Here is a 15,262-nt window from a genome sequence, read left to right as displayed (position 1 = left end):
TCGGACGGACCGGCGACGTCCGGGCAGGAAGGACTGGCCAGGCATGATCTCCACTGACCGGTTGGCCGAGATCTTCGTGGAGGCTGCCGACACGCTCGTCGACGACTTCGACGTCATCGAGTTCCTCGAGACGCTGACCAACCACACCGCCCAGGTCAGCAGTGCGGCCTCCGCCGGGCTCCTGCTTGCCAACCCGAAGGGTCAGCTGCAGTACATCGCCTCGTCGGCCGAGTCGATCAAGCTCCTGGAGCTGTTCCAGCTGCAGTACCGCGAAGGTCCTTGCCTGGACTGCTTCAACACCGGCGAGCCGGTCGTGAACGCCGAGCTCAGCGAGGCCGAGGACCGCTGGCCGAACTTCGCCCCCAGGGCCGTCGCGGCGGGCTACCGGTCGGTCCATGCCTTCCCGCTGCGCCACCAGCGCAAGGTGATCGGTGCGATGAACCTGTTCAGCACCCAACCCGGCGAGCTCGGGCAGCAGGACACCCGCATCGTCCAGTCCCTGGCCGACATCGCCACGATCGCCATCCTCCAGGAGCGCGCCATCCGCAGCGGTGAGCTCCTCACCGAGCAGCTCCAGAGCGCCCTGAACAGCCGGATCATGATCGAGCAGGCGAAGGGCGCCCTCGCAAGGATGCACGGCATCGACGTCAACCTCGCCTTCGAGCTGATGCGTCGCTATGCCCGCATCAACCACCACCGACTGGGTGACGTCGCCCAAGCCGTCCTCTCCGACCCCGACGGCCACCCCGACCTGACCCGGCCTCAACCTGGCCCCAAGCCCTAGGGCCCGCGCCGGTCAGGTAGCGCGGGCGAGGTCCACGGCGAGGGTGGCGAGGTAGTCGGCGAAGCCACCGCGCACCCTGCTCGAGCGGCGCGCTGACGTCCGGACCGGGTCGTGGCCGGTCGACCGGACGGGCAGTCCTGCGGCGCGGATCCGTCGCACGAGGTCGACGTCCTCACCGCAGTCCAGCGGCGCGAAGCCGCCGGCCTGCTCGTATGCCGCCAGGGTGAAGCCGAGGTTCGCGCCGTGCACGTGGGCATGCCCGTCGGCGTGGGAGTGCCGCGCCAGCCAGCCCAGGTGGAGCCGACGCTCCGCCGGCCCGAGCTCCGGGTGGACGGTACCGACACGGCATACGACACCCTCCTCGGCGCACTGCACCTGGTCGGCCAGCCAGCCGACCGGCACCACGCTGTCGGCGTCGGTGCAGGCCACCCAGACCTGCCCACCGTCCAGGTCGGAGGCCAGGTCGCGGACCCGGCGCATCCCGGCCGCCCGGGCGCCGCCGGGCGTGAGCTCCGTGACGTGGACGGCGTCGACGGCATCGGCTCGACGCACGATGGCGGCCGTGCCGTCACCGCACCCGTCAAGGACGACGGTGATGCGCACCTCGAGGGTGGGGCGCTCGGCGCGCACCGCCGTCCGGGCGTCCGTGAGCGCGTCGAGACACCGACCGATGAGCTGCTCCTCGTTGCGGGCGGGGACGACCACGTGGACCGCGCGCAGACCGCTCACCGGTGCGGGTCCGGCCATTGCTCGGGTGCCGTGTGGACCACGATCTCGATGTCCCGGTCGCGGTAGGTCGCCGCGCGCTCGGGGATCCCCGCCGAAGCGAAGGCGCGGTGGACGTCCTCCCCGTCGAGCGGCCACCCCTTCACCGGGTGCCGCCAGTGGCACAGGACCACGACGCCGTCCGGCGTGAGGCTGTCGGCCACCCGACCGACCAGCCCTTCGAGGGCCACCGGGCTGAGGAAGTAGCCCACCTCGGAGACCACGACGAGGTCGAACGAGCCCTCCGGCCACCGCCACGGCACGTCCACCTCGCGCAGGTCTGCGTGGTCACCCAGACGACGCCGCGCCAGGTCGAGGGCAGCCAGCGAGCTGTCGATCGCGACCACCCGCGCCGCCCTCTCCTGCAGCGCCTCGGTCAACACCGCCGTCGAGCACCCCACCTCGAGGGCTCGCGTGAAGCGGGGGCGCGGGAGGGCAGCAAGCAGGAGCGAGCGCTTCCGCTGCTCGTACCACCTCGACTCGGCACCCCACGGGTCGTCGTCATCGCGGTGGAGACGGTCGAGGCGGTCGTTCCGGGTCTGCTCAGCCGGCGTGAGGACGAAGAGCTCGTCGGTGCCCGCGAAGTGTTCGAGGACCGCTTCCGGCAACATCACCGCGTCTCCCGGCTGGTCCGACAGGGGCCGGATCTGACTGGTGTGACAGGCGATTGCTGCCTGCTTGCCTGCTCGAGTGCGCGCGGTCAGGGGCAACCGCACCGTCGAACGCAGCGGGAGGTCATGCTCCCCGCCCGCGTGCCAGAGCCAGATGGGGTACTCGGCGAGGGTGGCGCCGGTGCGGTGCGCGGCGGCAGCGGCAGCGGAGCCCATGGCTTCGTGGTCCGGGTGCCCGTCCCCGCGGTATGGCGCGACGACCAGGCAGTCGCGCCCGTCGCCCACCACGTCGACGATGCTGGCGACGACCTCGTCCGCGTGGTCACCGACCCGACCGTCGGGGAGCCCGAGCGTGATGACCGTCGCCCCGCCCTGCCCCACCGCCGCCAGGGCGTCGCCGAGCTCGGCTCGGCGACGACGTGCCAGCGCCGCGGGGTCGTGGGTGGGCGAGCCGGGGTGGGACCCCTCGCCGTCCGTCGCGACCACCAGTGCGGTCACCAGTCCGAGAGCCGCCCCCGTGACGAGCAGACCTCCTGCCCCGAGGCTCTCGTCATCCGGATGAGCGCCAACCACCACCAGTCGTCGGTAGGGCGAGAGGTCGAGGAGCGGCAGGGCCGCGGTCTCGAGCAGGTCGTCCCACTCCCGGCGGGAGGTGCCACGGTCGTCATGGGTGAAGGCCCTCACCAGGGCGATCCCGACCCTGCTGCGGCCAGGACCTGCTGCCCGAGGTTCGCCACGTCACGTTCTGCGTGGTGCTGCCGGACGTACAAGCGCAGGTCGCTCACCCGTTGCGCGTGCTCGGCCTCCGTCGCCAGGGGGCCGGGGCCCATGGCGTGGTCGGCCACGCGGAGCACGGTCTCGACGGACTCCGCCACGATGCTGCGGGCCCGCGCCGCCACCAGTCCGGGCGCTTCGTCACCCGGCGCTGCGTCCGCCGCCCTGCCCGGGGTTCGGTCCGCCGTCCGGTCCGCGACCGCAGCCGCCGCGGCGACCGCCTGGCGGGCGGTCGAGATGGCCAGGTCCAGCTGACCGATGTGCAGCTGCGCCACCTGGTCGGCCGGGCGGTCGGCCACGTGCCGACCAACCCTCCGGGCCAGGGCCACTGCCGCCCCGAACCAGACGGCTGCCACGCCGACCCCGCCCCACGCTAAACCCGGCCGCTCGAGATACCAGCCCGGCCCTCCCACGGGGACGGCACGCACCCGGGTCAGCTCCAACCCGCCGCTCGTGACGTCCGGCAGGCCGTGGCTCACCCACTCCCCTTCTCGCGCCGACGGACGCACTCCGCTCGCGCGGAGGTCGACCGCGAACAGGCCCCTCGTCGTGTCGTCGACCCACGCCGTGACGAGCGCGTGGGTCACCCGGTCGGCCAGCGAGCACCACGGCTTGGGCCCGTCGAGAATCCACCGTGACCCCATCTGGGCCGCAGTCAGGCGCAGGCCCGGACCTTCGGCGGCATACACACCCCACGTGGCCCCTGCGGGCGCCACGGCGCTGTCGAGGCCAGCCTCGGCCAGGATCGCCAGGGCGTCGACGTGTGGCTCGACGACCCGCGCGACGGTGAGGTCGACCGACCCGACGGTGGCGAGCACCGACCAGAGGGCTGCCGTCCTCCCACCGCCCGGACGCGGGAGCTTCGGTCCCCACTCCGACGCGACCCGCAGGGCCTCGCCGACGGTGTCCGGCGAGGACGCCGCCCGGCCCGCCTCGTACCCCGTGCAGGCGATCGTCCTGGCCACGTCGGGTTCGACCCTCCGGTCGACGAGGACGAGCGGTGCGATGGCGGGTTTGCTCACGGTCAGGCCCTACCCGACGGGCTGGGCACCAAACCCCCTGGGCGAGCTAGCCCTCGACGCCGGTGGCGGTGTGCGGGCTGCCGACCGGCTTGGACTCGGGCGACCCCCGCTCGCGCAGGTAGATGCTGAAGACCACCATGCTGCCCACGGCGAGGAACTCGGACTGCCAGTTCTGGAACGTGCGGTTCCAGAAGTCGGGCGCCTGGAGGTACTGCGCCCACCCGAGCGGGTCCTGCAGGTCGTGCAGCTGCTCGGCGTTGTAGGCGCTGCGCCCGGCGACGAACTGGGCGCTCCACGACCCCAGGAAGACCAGGCCCATGAGCAGCCCGAGGGAACGCGAGTACAGCGCTGTCCGCCAGCCGCCGACCTTCGCCCACCCGGGCGAGCCGGCCTCGGCGTGGGCGCCCACCTTCTGCTCCTCGTCCGACTCCCGGCCGGCCTTGTCGAGCGGCTTGGACTCGGGCGAGCCCTTCTGGAGCAGCCACACCGTGAACAGGATGTAGAGCAGGAACTGCAGGTACTCCGACTGCCAGTTCTCCGCGACGTCCACCGCGAACTGCGAGGACGTGACGTACTCGGCCAGGCTCAGCAGGGGCAGCCCGGCATCGACCGCCGACTCGTTGTAGGACGCCCGTCCCGTGAGGGCCTGCCCGACGAGCGCAGCCAGCAGCAGCGCCGAGAAGGCGAGCGTCAGGCCGTTCTCCTTCAGCCTGCGCTTCACCGGTGCGTCACCGCCATCGCGAAGCAGAAGAGGAGACCGAGGCCGATGAACAGCAGGTAGCCGATGAAGAGGGGGCGCACGTCAGTCTCCCTTGACCTTGCAGTCGTATGGCCGACCCACCTGGGCGCGGGCGCACCCGGCCGCCGTCACCTGCCAGCCGTCGCGGAAGCGGGCGAGGAAGATCGTGTCCGACTCGAGTCGCACGATGGCGTCCTTCCCGTAGACCTCGGTCGACCTCACCGGCCCGGGCGTGGACTGCAGCTCGGCGGGCAGCGCACTGGCACAAGGACCTTCGCGGTCCTCGAGCTCCTTGCGGGTCTGTGGCGCGAGGAGTCCGCACGCCTCATCGGTCGCGCCGGCGACGGCTCGGCTGAACGACACCGCCGCAGCCTGCGCGTTGCCGGCCTCCGCGTTGCCCTGGCCCGAGCACCCGCTCAGCAGCACGGTGGTGACGAAACCCACGGCGAGCAGGGCGACTGGGGCGCGCAAGCGGTCTGGGATCACGAGACGGGACTCTAGACCCGTGGGCATCCCCTCGACCCGGACCCGCCCGGCCCCCTGACCTTCACCGGCATTTCCGAGACCACGGAGGCGACGGCCTGCCTCATGGGGGAGGATGACGCCGTGGCGAGACCGACGTTGCAGTTCCTCAAGCGCAAGGGTCACAACCTCACGCTCACCGACGAGGCTGGCCAGAAGCACCGGGCCACCATCACCCAGGTGGAGGCGGACTCCGTCGCGGTCCGCGAAGAAGGGTCCTTCACCTTCGGCTACTGCAAGAGCTGCAACTGGGTCGGTGCGGCCCGCAGAGCACGAGGCAAGGCCCGGCGCGACGCCGAGGCGCACCTGCCCGAGTGCAGCGGCAACGGCAAGGTGCGGATCGGCACCACCAACGAGTGACGCCTGCCCGGCGTCAGGTCCTCTGAGTTCGGATGGGACTGTCCAGGGTCGGTCACCACGCGGCATACCTCGCCTGTGGCGCATGATGGGCACGACGGCGGACCGAGCCGACCACCCACGGAAGGACCCCGAATGGCGACCACGCACTTCACCGTCCACACGAGCCTGTCGCCGAGCGAGACCCTGGCGGTGATCACGGACTTCGGCCCCGACCGCGCGCGCTGGTGGCCGAACGTGGACGACGCCCACTTCGCTGTCCACGACCAGGGGCCCGACTGGGCCGAGGTGACCGAGGGGACCGGCATGGGCTGGGAGCGCGAGCGGTACTCGTGGGACGCCGCGGCCGGCACCGTCACCATCGAAACCCTGGACTCGAACCTCTGGGGCCCCGGCAGCAGCTGGCACTACGAGCTCACCCCAGCGGCCGGCGGCACCGACCTGCGGGTCACCCTCAACCGGAAGCCGAACTCCTTCAAGGGCAAGCTCGTCGCCGGGTTGATCCCCCTCGTGGGCGCGCGCACGCTGGCCAAGCAGTTCGAGACCGTGCTCCGCCGGGCCGAGACCCGCTGACGCCCCGCGGAATCAGCCGGTCACAGGGAGCCGACGGGGGGACTCGAACCCCCAACCCCTTGTTTTTGCGCGCGATTCTTCCGACTGTTCTGGTTGGTGCCGATCCCCGCCTTGATCGCGCACAACTTGGCTGCCGCAAGTAGCGGTCGTCTCGCTGGCCTAGCGGACAGTTCGGCGGCAAAGCGGTGGGCAAAGCGGTGGGTCCGACGCGCGCGGGAGCCGGCCACGCGGGTCTGCGCATTGACCCAACGGGAAGAGGGCTGGAAGGTGACCGGCTGCGATGCCGGTACGGAAGCCAGCTCCACGGGTCCGAAGACCGGAGTACACCGGAAAGTGCCGGCTGGGGCTTACGGCACCCATGCGCCCGCCCGCTCCGTCCGTCATCAGCGCAGTAGACGGTGAGCTGAGCCTGAGTTGTGAGCAGCGTCCTGGAATCTGGCCAAGGCGCTGCTTTCCTGTGCCGCCCTCGGCGCGGCCGCGCCCGGAACGGCCGCCAGGCCGCATGCCCGGCACGGCCGCGCCGCAGGCGCGGCTCGCGGCGAAGCCGCGTTTAAGCCAGTAAGGAAAGTTCTCACACGACGCCCTCCGCTGGACGCCCGGAACAGTCGTCAGGCCTGGGCAATTTTCGCGGTATGACTACGAGCGCCAGTGTCTGCGGCGGAGTTCAGCGGCCGCCTCATTGCGTTGATAGCCGAGGAGAGCGATAGCGCGGCTGACACGTTCGCGGGTCTCTGAACTGACATGGGGCTCGTCGTTCAGCACCCTCGAGACGGTTTTGAAACTAACGCCAGCGAGACTGGCGACGTCCTTGAGAGTAGGGCTGCCAAGCGGGAATGCTGAGGCTCCCGAGGGGTCTGTGTGGTTCACAATTTCCCCGTCCCAAGCCGGGTCGCTGCGACTTTGAGTGCGGGTACGGGCGCACACGCAACCGTTGATCCACTAGAAGCGCCGCTTCGCTCGGCCTGGGGGCCATCAGCAGGACCCCTAAGGCAACGCCTTGCGGAGGGCAACGCGGTGGCGAAGTCCTCAGGGGACTGGTCCGACCAGCTTTCCCCGACCGAAGGCCGGCGGCGCGGGCGGACGCGAGAACACGCCCACGCCACCGGGGTCGGTGGGGAGGGATTCGCCAATTGGCGATGACTTGAGCGGTTACCGCCGCCAGGACGGCGTTCAAAATGGTCCGCAAAGCCCCGCTCGACCATGCTGTTCGTTCTGATCAAGACGCCCAGGTTGCTTCTGGGGGCCTCGCCCGGTCGCGTAGGCGTCCGGACCGCTTTGACCGCAAGGTAAGAGCGTCTCACTGGCCGCCGTGCCGTCACAGTTGCAGGAGGTTCGCGACCGCGCGGCGGGGGTCGTCGGTGGAGCGGAAGGCGTCGAGCGCCTCGAGGTAGTCCGCAGTGAATCCCTTGTCGTTGGCGAGGTCGCCGAACCAGTCGCGGTTATGCAGGAACCCCACCGGATCTGTCGCAGCGCGGGTGACGGCGGCCCGGACGGCCTGTTCCTGTCGGTCCCGGAAGGGGAGTGGGTCGCCAGCGAAATATCGCTCGGCGTACCAGGCCCAGCTCGCGACAACTGCGGCGCTGAGTGGGGTCGCCGCGCCGGTGGCTCGGCGGGCGCGTATGACGGGAACGAGGAACTTCGGTATGCGATCGGATGCGTCTGTTGCGAGGCGGGCGAGGGTGTCTCGGACGTAGGGGTTGCCGAACCTGGCGATGACCGCGTCCTTGTAGGCGTCGAGATCCGTGCCGGGAACGGGTTCAAGAGTCGGCGTAGCTTCGCGGTCCATGTACGCGCGCAGCAGCGCCGAGATGATCGAGTCGGAGGCGCCTTGGTGGGCGTACTCGTAACCGCAGAGGATGCCGGCGTAGGCGAGCGCTTGGTGGCTGGCGTTGAGCAGGCGCAGTTTCATCAGCTCGTACGGACGGACGTCATCGACCAGCTGCACCCCGGCCTCGTCGAGCGTCGGGCGCCCGAGGCCGAAGTTGTCCTCTAGCACCCACTGGGAATAGGACTCGCTGATAACCGGCCACGCGTCCTCGGTTGCGTAACTCTCTGCGACCCAGGCCCGGTCGACGTCGGAGGTGGCGGGGGTGATCCGGTCGACCATGCTGTTCGGGAACCGAACTTCCCTGAGAATCCAGTCGGAGAAGGTTGGGTCGGTCAGGCGGGCGAAGGCGCTGATGCTGGACCTGGCGACGTGCCCGTTGCCTTCGATGTTGTCGCAGGACATGACGGTGAAGGGGTCGGTGCCGCGCTCGCGGCGCAAGCGCAGTCCCGCGACGATGATCCCGAACACGGTGGCGGGCTTCGCGGCCGGGAGGGCGTCAGCGACGACGGCGGCGTTGGCGCAGTCGAATTCGCCGGTGGAGTCATTGATGTTGTAGCCACCCTCAGTGATCGTCAGGGACACGATCCGCGTCTTCGGGTTGGCAAGGCGTGCGAGTACTGCGTCGAGCTCGTCGGGAGCGTAGAGGTACTCGACCATCGAGCCAATCTGCAATGCTGGCGCCGCTCCATTGGGGTGACGTTCGACAAGGGTGTACTGAAGGTCCTGACTGCGGAGGGCGTCTCGCATCTGCCGATCTGACGGAAGTATGCCAACACCGCAGATGCCCCACTCACGAGCGGCCTCTTGGGTGTTCCAGGCGCGCAAGAGCCTGTCCAGGTACATGGCCTGGTGGGAGCGGTGGAAGTTGCCCACACCAAAGTGGACGATGCCGACGCCGACCTGTGACCGGTCGTAAGGGACGGGACTGACGAAAGCGCTCATTGGCGGCCAGCCTTTCGCTGGGTCTCCACGCCCGCCGATGCGTTCAGAATGCGCCGGACGATCTCAGTCTTGATCAGGTGTGGGTCGCGTACGCCGAGGATCCGAACAGGGCCGTCTCGGTGGATCTGCGCCCTGCTGAATCCGTAGTTGTCGATGTGGACGTGCGCTGGCGCTGCCGTAAAGAGGTCGGGTTTGGCCATCCAGAGCGCCGGGACCGGATCGTGGGGGGAGTTGAACCGGGTATCACCGCGTGCTTCGTTGAACCTCCACCAGACGCGAACTTCGTCGGCGAGAACGGCTCCCAAGGGCCCGGACTTGGCAATCTGGTCGATCTCGAGGCTCTCGAGGCGGATCTTGAGGGTGAGGTCCAAGCTGCCAATCACTATGTCGAGTCTTGAGCTGAAGACACGTTGCGCTGCAGCGACATCCGACTCGAAGTTGTGCTCGGCAATGCGGCCTTCAGCACGGAAGTCCCCGCCCATGACGACCAGCCGTCGCACGTTCGACTCGAAGTCAAGGTCGGCGTCAAGTGCTGCGGCGATGTTCGTGAGCGGGCCAATGGCCAAGATGTCCACCTCGCCGGGATTCGCGGCGACCATCCGAAGAAGAAGGTCGACGCCGTCGTCGGCGACGGTCTCAATGTCGAGGTTGTGGAACAGATTTCCTTCGTGGCCACTCCAGCAGACGTCCTTGCCGCTGCGGGTCTGCTGCATTCCCGCGGCGATCGGGAGGGATAGGTCGTAGTGGTTGATCCGGAGGAGGCGACGAGCGATCTGCGCGCGCAGGCGGGTGTCGCCGTAGACGGTAGTGATGCCGACAAGCTCCAGTTCAGGAGATCCAACGATCATCCCGAGGGCCAATGCGTCGTCGACGTCGGTGCCGATGTCGGTGTCGATCAGGACTCTCATGTTGTCCGTTCTCGGTGATCTAGCCCTTGCCGCCTGTGGCAGCGATGGACGCCGTGAAGTGCCGTTGGAAGATGCGTACGAATGGGACAGCCGAGAGCAGGTCCGCGCCGGTGACGATTCTCCCGAAGTCGCTAGCGTGCTCCGAGCGACGAAGACCGCGTCACCGCTGCGTCGCTATCTACAGCGGCCGCCACAAGTAGCCGCCCACTTGAAGAGAAGGAGGGTGAAAGCCCACCCATCGGCGTCCGGGCTCAGCGCTTGCGATACAGGTGGTCGCGGCGTAGGTGGTCGAGGGCGACTGCACCTACCAGGATCGAGCCCACGATGATGGTGTTCAGGGTGGGTGGGACCTCGGTGAGGACTAGGGCGTTGTCAATGAGCGAGAGCAGGATGCTGCCCACCACGACCCCTTGGATCGTGCCGAGCCCGCCCAGGAGGCTCACCCCGCCGATTAGCACGGCGGTGATGACGGAGAGGGTCATTGACGAGCCTCCCGCGTTGACCTGGCCAGATCCGACGCGAGACGCATAGAGGATGCCCGCGGCGCCCGCGGTCGCGGCCGCAGCTGCATAGAGGGTCAGGTCGAGCCGTTTCGTGGGGAGCCCGTTGGCGAGCGCCGCCTGCCGGTTGCCCCCGAGAGCCCTGATGTTGACACCGAATGGTGTTTGCTCGAGGACGAACCACGTCACGACTCCCACTAGCCCCGCGATGAGGATTGTGTTCGGTATCCCAAGGATGCGCCCTTGTGCCAGGGCCTGGAACTCGTCGGGGAGAGGCACGACGTCGAGACCACCCGTGATGAGCGTGGTGACCCCCAGGAGGACGTAGAAGACACCGAGAGTCGCGATGATCGGTGGCACGTGCCAGTACGTGATCACACTGTGGTTGACGACACCGACCACGATGCTGGCCAGCAAACCCAGAAGACACGCCACCGGCCATGCGAGCCCTTCGCTCATCAACTGGCTGCTCAACAGGCCACCCAGAGTGAAGGTCGCCCCGACCGAGAAGTCGAGGCCTCCTCCGACCACGAGGAGGGCACTGCCACAGGCGATCACGAAGTAGAAGACGCTGCCCTCAAGGATCTGCAAAAGATTCGACTGGGTCATGAAGGCCGGCGCTTTGACCGATGCCGCCGCCGTGATCGCGATGACGACCAACACGAGCGAGAGCTCCTGACGCGAGATCAGGATCTGCACAAGACTGCGTTTCTCCACAGGGGCTTCCTGTCGGGGGGCCGTCGGCAACGACGAAGGGGTCTTAGTCGAGGAAACCATGCTCATGCGGCACCATCCAGATCACGCGAGAGGGCGCCCGTGATGAGGCCGACGACCTCGGCACGGGTCGTTTCCCTGGTTAGGCGGGTCCCAACACTGCGACCGAGGCGCAGTACGGTGACGCGGTCCGCGTGGCGGAAGACGAAGTCGAGGTCGTGGCTGATGCAAACGATCGTCTTGCCCTGCTCCTTGAGCCGATCGATGATCTCGCCGACATGCGCCGTCTCCTGAACGCCAAGGGCAGCCGTCGGTTCGTCGAGGAGAAGGAGCGGTTGGTCGAGCCGCACCGCGCGGGCGATGGCGATGATCTGCCGCTGGCCGCCGGAGAGGAGACCTACCGGTGTCGACACGTCTTTGACCCTGACGTTCAGGTCGTCCAGGACGGCCTGCGCGTCGCGTCGCATCGCTTTGCGGTCCAAGAGGAACCCAAACCGGCGCGGCAGGCGCCCGACCGTCAGGTTCGTGGCAATGTCGAGGCACTCGACGAGGGCGAGGTCCTGGTACACCACGGAGATTCCGTGCTCGTGCAGTCCCGCGGTAGAGCGCCGATGGGACAGCGGCTCCCCGAGGAGCTCTATCGACCCGCCATCGGGAGCGTGCAGGCCAGTGATGATCTTGACGGTCGTTGACTTCCCAGCTCCATTGTCCCCGACCACCGCGTGGACCTCGCCCGGGAACGCGTCGATCGACACGCTCGCGAGGGCCGACACTGATCCGAAGCTCTTGCGGACGTCGCGCAGGCTGAGCACTGGCTCGCTCGACATCACTGCCATCCCTTGTCGAGGTACTCCTGCAGGTCGTCCTTGGTCGCGATGACCGCCTTTACGGTGACGAGTGGGACCTTCTGACCCGACGACGCTTCGATCACGCCTTGGACGGTGCGCTTGGCGAGGTCGCAGAGGTCTTGAAGGTAGACGCCGATCGCGGCGCCGTTGCGTACGGCCTCGGGCCCACCGTTGGCGTTGTTGATGACGAGCAGCTTGACCTTGCCGTCCAGTCCCTTCGACTTCAGCGCCGCCACGGCACCTTGGGTCATCAAGCCGGTGTTTGAGGCCACAATGTCGACGTCGGGGTGAGCGGTCAACAGGTTCGTGACCTGCGGCAACGCCTTCGACGCGTCGGCGCCGATGAACACCTTGGCCACGATCTGGACGTTGTTGGTCCCCTTGGCCGCGGCTTCGACCCCGTCCGTCCACGACTTGCCGATGCCGGTCGGGCCTTCGGCCACGAGGCCGACCTTGTGGTCACCCGGGAGCTTTGCGATGGCGTCAACGTACTGCTTTCCGATCTCCGTCCAATCGACACCGGCGTTGACGGTAGCTCCGCTCTCGGGGGTGCCGTCGCCGTAGAGCGTGGCCGTGATGACACCCTTCTTTTGGGCCTGCTGAAGGACCGGACCGAAGGCTCCCGAGGCAGGGAAGGTGACGATGGCGTCCTTTCCCGCCGCCGTGGCGTCCTGGACCTGCTGGATCATCACGGCGGGATCGCCGGGCTTGGAGGCGGGCGGGCCGCTCGCGGTGAACGCGATGCCCTTGCTCTCGGCCTCCTCCTTCATGCAGTCGTTGATCTGCTTCCACACCGGCTCGCTCGGAAGGGGGTTGACGAACTGGAGGGTCTTGACCTCGGTGGTCTTTCCTGCGCCGGCCGTCGCACCTGCGGGTTGACCCACGTTCTCCGTGGAGCAGGCAGCGAGTGCGAGGCCGACGAGCGCTGCTGCGGCCGTCAGGCGGGCGGGGTGAATTGCCATTGGGTTCTTCCTCTTCGTTGAGTTGCCGGGTGGCGGGTTGGGGCCGGAGTTGGCTTAGGAGGAGCGGGCGAAGGCGCGCTGCAGCGCGTTGATCTGGTCGGTGCGGCTGCGCCGGGCGACGCGAGATTTTTGGAAGCTGTCGAACGCGTGGTAAGTGCCCATGTAGCAGTGGAGATCGACTCCGACGCCTGCCCTCAGCAGGCTCATTGCATAGGTGATTCCCTCGTCGCGCAGGGGGTCGAGCTCTGCGACGCTGATGAATGCCGGGGCGAGGTCGGAGTGTGTGGCGGCGTGGGCTGGAGCGAGCATCCCGTCGGCGTCGGCGGGCGTCGCCGCCCCGCGGTAGAGCTCCCACATGTCGTGTGAGTGGGTGGTGGTGAGCATCGGCGTGCTTGTGAACTCGGCCATGGACGGGCTGCTCAGCGACGAGTCGGTGACGGGGTTGATGAGCATCTGGAGCCGTGGCCGACAGAGGCCCTGGTCGCGCGCAGCGATGGCGAGCACCGCTGCGAGGCACCCGCCAGCGCTCAGTCCGGCGAGGACGATCCGCTTGACGTCGAGCCCCAGGTCTTCGGCCTCCACGACCAGCCAGCGCAGCACGGCCAGCCCGTCTTCGACGGCTGCCGGGTAGGGGTTCTCCGGGGCGAGCCGGTAGTCGACCGAGACGACGACAGCGCCGGTCTCGGCGCAGTACTCTGCACAGCGCCCGTGTTCCGAGTGGAGGCCACCGAGGACGAAGGCCCCGCCGTGGAGGTAGAGAATCACGGGCGTCGGGCGCGGCTGGCCCGTCTCGTCCGTGTGGCGGCTCGACTGGGATTCGTACCACCGGATTGGGACGCCACCCTCGGGAGTGGGCACCACTAGATCTCGCGTCGTCACCCCAAGGTCCGACAGTCCCCCTATCTCGGCACTGAGGGTCCGCTCCAGTCGTCGCGCCTCTGTGGACGCTCGCAGGTCGATCTCAGGGAGGAGCACAGACGCAGCCGCTAGCTCAGGATCGAGGCGGGGGTTTGCGAAGAGACTGCGGGTCATCGGGTCCTCTTCCGGGGGCTCGTCATTGGGCACTTCGAAAGGTAAGGTTTGCGCCACGCCGAAACAGCCACCATCTGGCGCATTGTTGGTCGATGGAGCCCGCCAGATGGTGGGTTGAAAGGACGGTGCTCGTGCAAGGACTGTTAATGCGCCTCTATGACGTCGACGGCGAGAGTGAACGAGCGCTGCGCGTCATCGCCTACTTCGACCAGCTCGTGCGCCACCACGCGGATGTCGCCACGGTGGTCCGAGCGGGCGCCGCTCTCGCCGAGTGCCCGGCGGGCATTGCGGTCCCGAACGGTCTGCGCGCACGCTTTGGCGCCGACGGCCGCGATCTGGCTCCCGAATCCGCAGCTGGCACCGAAAGGATCTACGCCGACGACAGTGTGACCGACGGAGGTGTCGGCGTGTGGCTCGAACGCGTCGGGGACGCACCCGAGCTGGACAACCTGATCCTGGAGCGGATGGCGATGGCCGCAACTGCGATCTTGGGTCGGCGCAACGGGTCCCCGGTGCCTCCCGCAGCCGGCGGTCTGGCCGACCCGGCCCTCCTCGAGCTGCTCCTATCGGCACAGGTCTCCAGCGTCGAGCGGGCTCGGGCGGCCCGGCTCGCTGGGATACCTGTAGACGGCATCTTCAGCCTTCTCGCTATCCGTGCCCTCGGGTCCGAACGGGACATCGTGGCCGCCCTCCGTGAACGGTGGTCCGTCCCCGTCTGGGGCGCCCGGGTAGAGCCGGGTGTCGTCGCGGTACTCGCTCCCACGACGATGCCGCCTGACCAGCTAGACGACCTGCTACCCCACGCCGACGGAGTCGTACGGTCCGGGCTAAAGGTCGACGACCTTGCCCCGGCCTGGCGCTCCCTCAGTGCATCGCTCCGGCTGGCCGGGCTCAGCACCAGCTGGTCGCGCTGGCTCCGGCCCGAGGACCTCGGCTGCCTGACCCTTCTCGCCGACGTTGACGCCGAAGTCGCGGCCCACCATCCCGACGTCCTCGCGCTCGGGAGGCTGCGGGTCAGGTTCGGGCCTTCGTCGTTCACTGACCTCGACGCCGTGCTCACCATGGGATCCATGCGTCAGGCCGCGGCTGCCGTGCACCTGCACCACACCTCGCTAGCCGAGCGGGTCAGGAAATACGGCGCGGAACTGGGGTTCGGCATCGACGACAGCCTCGGACGGCTGCGCCTCTTTGTCGCCCTCGCGCTCTGGACCGCGGCCGAGCGGCAAGGGCGTCTCATGCCATTGGGATCACTGCGATCACCAACCCCCGTGACGCCGCCGGGCGCACGAGTCCCGAAGGGGCCGACGCGCGTCGACGGACGGACCAATGCCGTCGTTTGAAACTGAGGGGCCGAGCACTGTCACCAAGTCGCCCCAGGCAT

The 15,262-nt window shown here is 68.4% G+C and carries 16 protein-coding genes; 4 read left to right on the top strand and 12 right to left on the bottom strand.

Features of this window, described 5'->3' with window-relative positions; all coding sequences use genetic code 11:
• Positions 1 to 43 precede the first annotated feature (43 nt).
• A complete protein-coding gene (locus ASG91_RS08270; protein ID WP_056922148.1) occupies positions 44 to 784 on the top strand; it encodes a GAF and ANTAR domain-containing protein in 741 nt (246 codons plus the stop codon).
• A gap of 12 nt (positions 785 to 796) precedes the next feature.
• On the opposite strand, the gene ASG91_RS08265 is transcribed toward ASG91_RS08270, so the two are convergent.
• From ASG91_RS08265 to ASG91_RS08245, 5 genes are all read right to left on the bottom strand, one after another.
• Positions 797 to 1,513 carry a glycosyltransferase family 2 protein gene (locus ASG91_RS08265; RefSeq protein ID WP_235545478.1) on the bottom strand — a complete coding sequence of 239 codons (717 nt, stop codon included), beginning with the start codon at positions 1,511 to 1,513 and terminating at the stop codon, positions 797 to 799.
• Positions 1,510 to 2,844, bottom strand: a complete 1,335-nt coding sequence (locus ASG91_RS08260) for a bifunctional PIG-L family deacetylase/class I SAM-dependent methyltransferase (RefSeq protein WP_056922146.1) — start codon at positions 2,842 to 2,844, stop codon at positions 1,510 to 1,512. Before ASG91_RS08260 ends, ASG91_RS08265 begins: the two co-directional genes overlap by 4 nt.
• Positions 2,841 to 3,956, bottom strand: coding sequence for an acyl-CoA dehydrogenase family protein (locus tag ASG91_RS08255; protein WP_056922145.1), 1,116 nt, complete (start codon positions 3,954 to 3,956; stop codon positions 2,841 to 2,843). Before ASG91_RS08255 ends, ASG91_RS08260 begins: the two co-directional genes overlap by 4 nt.
• A gap of 46 nt (positions 3,957 to 4,002) precedes the next feature.
• Positions 4,003 to 4,677 (bottom strand): DUF6766 family protein, encoded by a 675-nt coding sequence (locus ASG91_RS08250; RefSeq protein WP_056922144.1) that lies wholly within the window; start codon positions 4,675 to 4,677, stop codon positions 4,003 to 4,005.
• Positions 4,678 to 4,758: 81 nt separating this feature from the next.
• The gene (locus ASG91_RS08245) at positions 4,759 to 5,181 is read right to left on the bottom strand and encodes a hypothetical protein (protein WP_056922143.1); all 423 of its coding nucleotides are present in this window, start codon (positions 5,179 to 5,181) and stop codon (positions 4,759 to 4,761) included.
• A gap of 120 nt (positions 5,182 to 5,301) precedes the next feature.
• On the opposite strand from ASG91_RS08245, the gene ASG91_RS20590 reads away from it, so the two are divergent.
• Both ASG91_RS20590 and ASG91_RS08235 read left to right on the top strand, forming a co-directional pair.
• Positions 5,302 to 5,577, top strand: a complete 276-nt coding sequence (locus tag ASG91_RS20590; protein WP_200961263.1) for a hypothetical protein — start codon at positions 5,302 to 5,304, stop codon at positions 5,575 to 5,577.
• Positions 5,578 to 5,709: 132 nt separating this feature from the next.
• The gene (locus ASG91_RS08235) at positions 5,710 to 6,147 is read left to right on the top strand and encodes an SRPBCC family protein (RefSeq protein ID WP_056922141.1); all 438 of its coding nucleotides are present in this window, start codon (positions 5,710 to 5,712) and stop codon (positions 6,145 to 6,147) included.
• A 636-nt stretch (positions 6,148 to 6,783) separates the two neighbouring features.
• Here ASG91_RS08235 and ASG91_RS20150 read toward each other — a convergent pair.
• From ASG91_RS20150 to ASG91_RS08205, 7 genes are all read right to left on the bottom strand, one after another.
• On the bottom strand, positions 6,784 to 7,014 hold the full coding sequence (locus ASG91_RS20150; RefSeq protein WP_082594011.1) for a LacI family DNA-binding transcriptional regulator: 231 nt from the start codon (positions 7,012 to 7,014) through the stop codon (positions 6,784 to 6,786).
• A gap of 448 nt (positions 7,015 to 7,462) precedes the next feature.
• On the bottom strand, positions 7,463 to 8,917 hold the full coding sequence (locus tag ASG91_RS08230; protein WP_056922140.1) for a mannitol dehydrogenase family protein: 1,455 nt from the start codon (positions 8,915 to 8,917) through the stop codon (positions 7,463 to 7,465).
• Positions 8,914 to 9,825 (bottom strand): nucleoside hydrolase, encoded by a 912-nt coding sequence (locus tag ASG91_RS08225; protein WP_056922139.1) that lies wholly within the window; start codon positions 9,823 to 9,825, stop codon positions 8,914 to 8,916. The genes ASG91_RS08230 and ASG91_RS08225 overlap by 4 nt, the downstream gene beginning before the upstream one ends.
• A gap of 251 nt (positions 9,826 to 10,076) precedes the next feature.
• Positions 10,077 to 11,042, bottom strand: coding sequence for an ABC transporter permease (locus ASG91_RS08220; RefSeq protein ID WP_056922138.1), 966 nt, complete (start codon positions 11,040 to 11,042; stop codon positions 10,077 to 10,079).
• A 62-nt stretch (positions 11,043 to 11,104) separates the two neighbouring features.
• A complete protein-coding gene (locus ASG91_RS08215; RefSeq protein WP_200961262.1) occupies positions 11,105 to 11,866 on the bottom strand; it encodes an ATP-binding cassette domain-containing protein in 762 nt (253 codons plus the stop codon).
• Positions 11,866 to 12,849, bottom strand: a complete 984-nt coding sequence (locus ASG91_RS08210) for a sugar ABC transporter substrate-binding protein (protein WP_056922136.1) — start codon at positions 12,847 to 12,849, stop codon at positions 11,866 to 11,868. Before ASG91_RS08210 ends, ASG91_RS08215 begins: the two co-directional genes overlap by 1 nt.
• A gap of 54 nt (positions 12,850 to 12,903) precedes the next feature.
• On the bottom strand, positions 12,904 to 13,881 hold the full coding sequence (locus ASG91_RS08205; protein WP_082594009.1) for an alpha/beta hydrolase: 978 nt from the start codon (positions 13,879 to 13,881) through the stop codon (positions 12,904 to 12,906).
• 146 nt (positions 13,882 to 14,027) lie between these two features.
• Between ASG91_RS08205 and ASG91_RS08200 the strand changes: the two genes are divergently transcribed.
• Positions 14,028 to 15,221: a helix-turn-helix domain-containing protein gene (locus ASG91_RS08200; RefSeq protein WP_056922134.1), complete on the top strand. Its 1,194-nt coding sequence runs from the start codon at positions 14,028 to 14,030 to the stop codon at positions 15,219 to 15,221.
• Positions 15,222 to 15,262: the final 41 nt, after the last annotated feature.

The organism is Phycicoccus sp. Soil802 (assembly GCF_001429605.1).
Lineage (GTDB): Bacteria > Actinomycetota > Actinomycetes > Actinomycetales > Dermatophilaceae > Pedococcus.
Note: the sequence above shows the minus strand (reverse complement) of the source record. Positions and strands in the feature narration are given on the sequence as shown.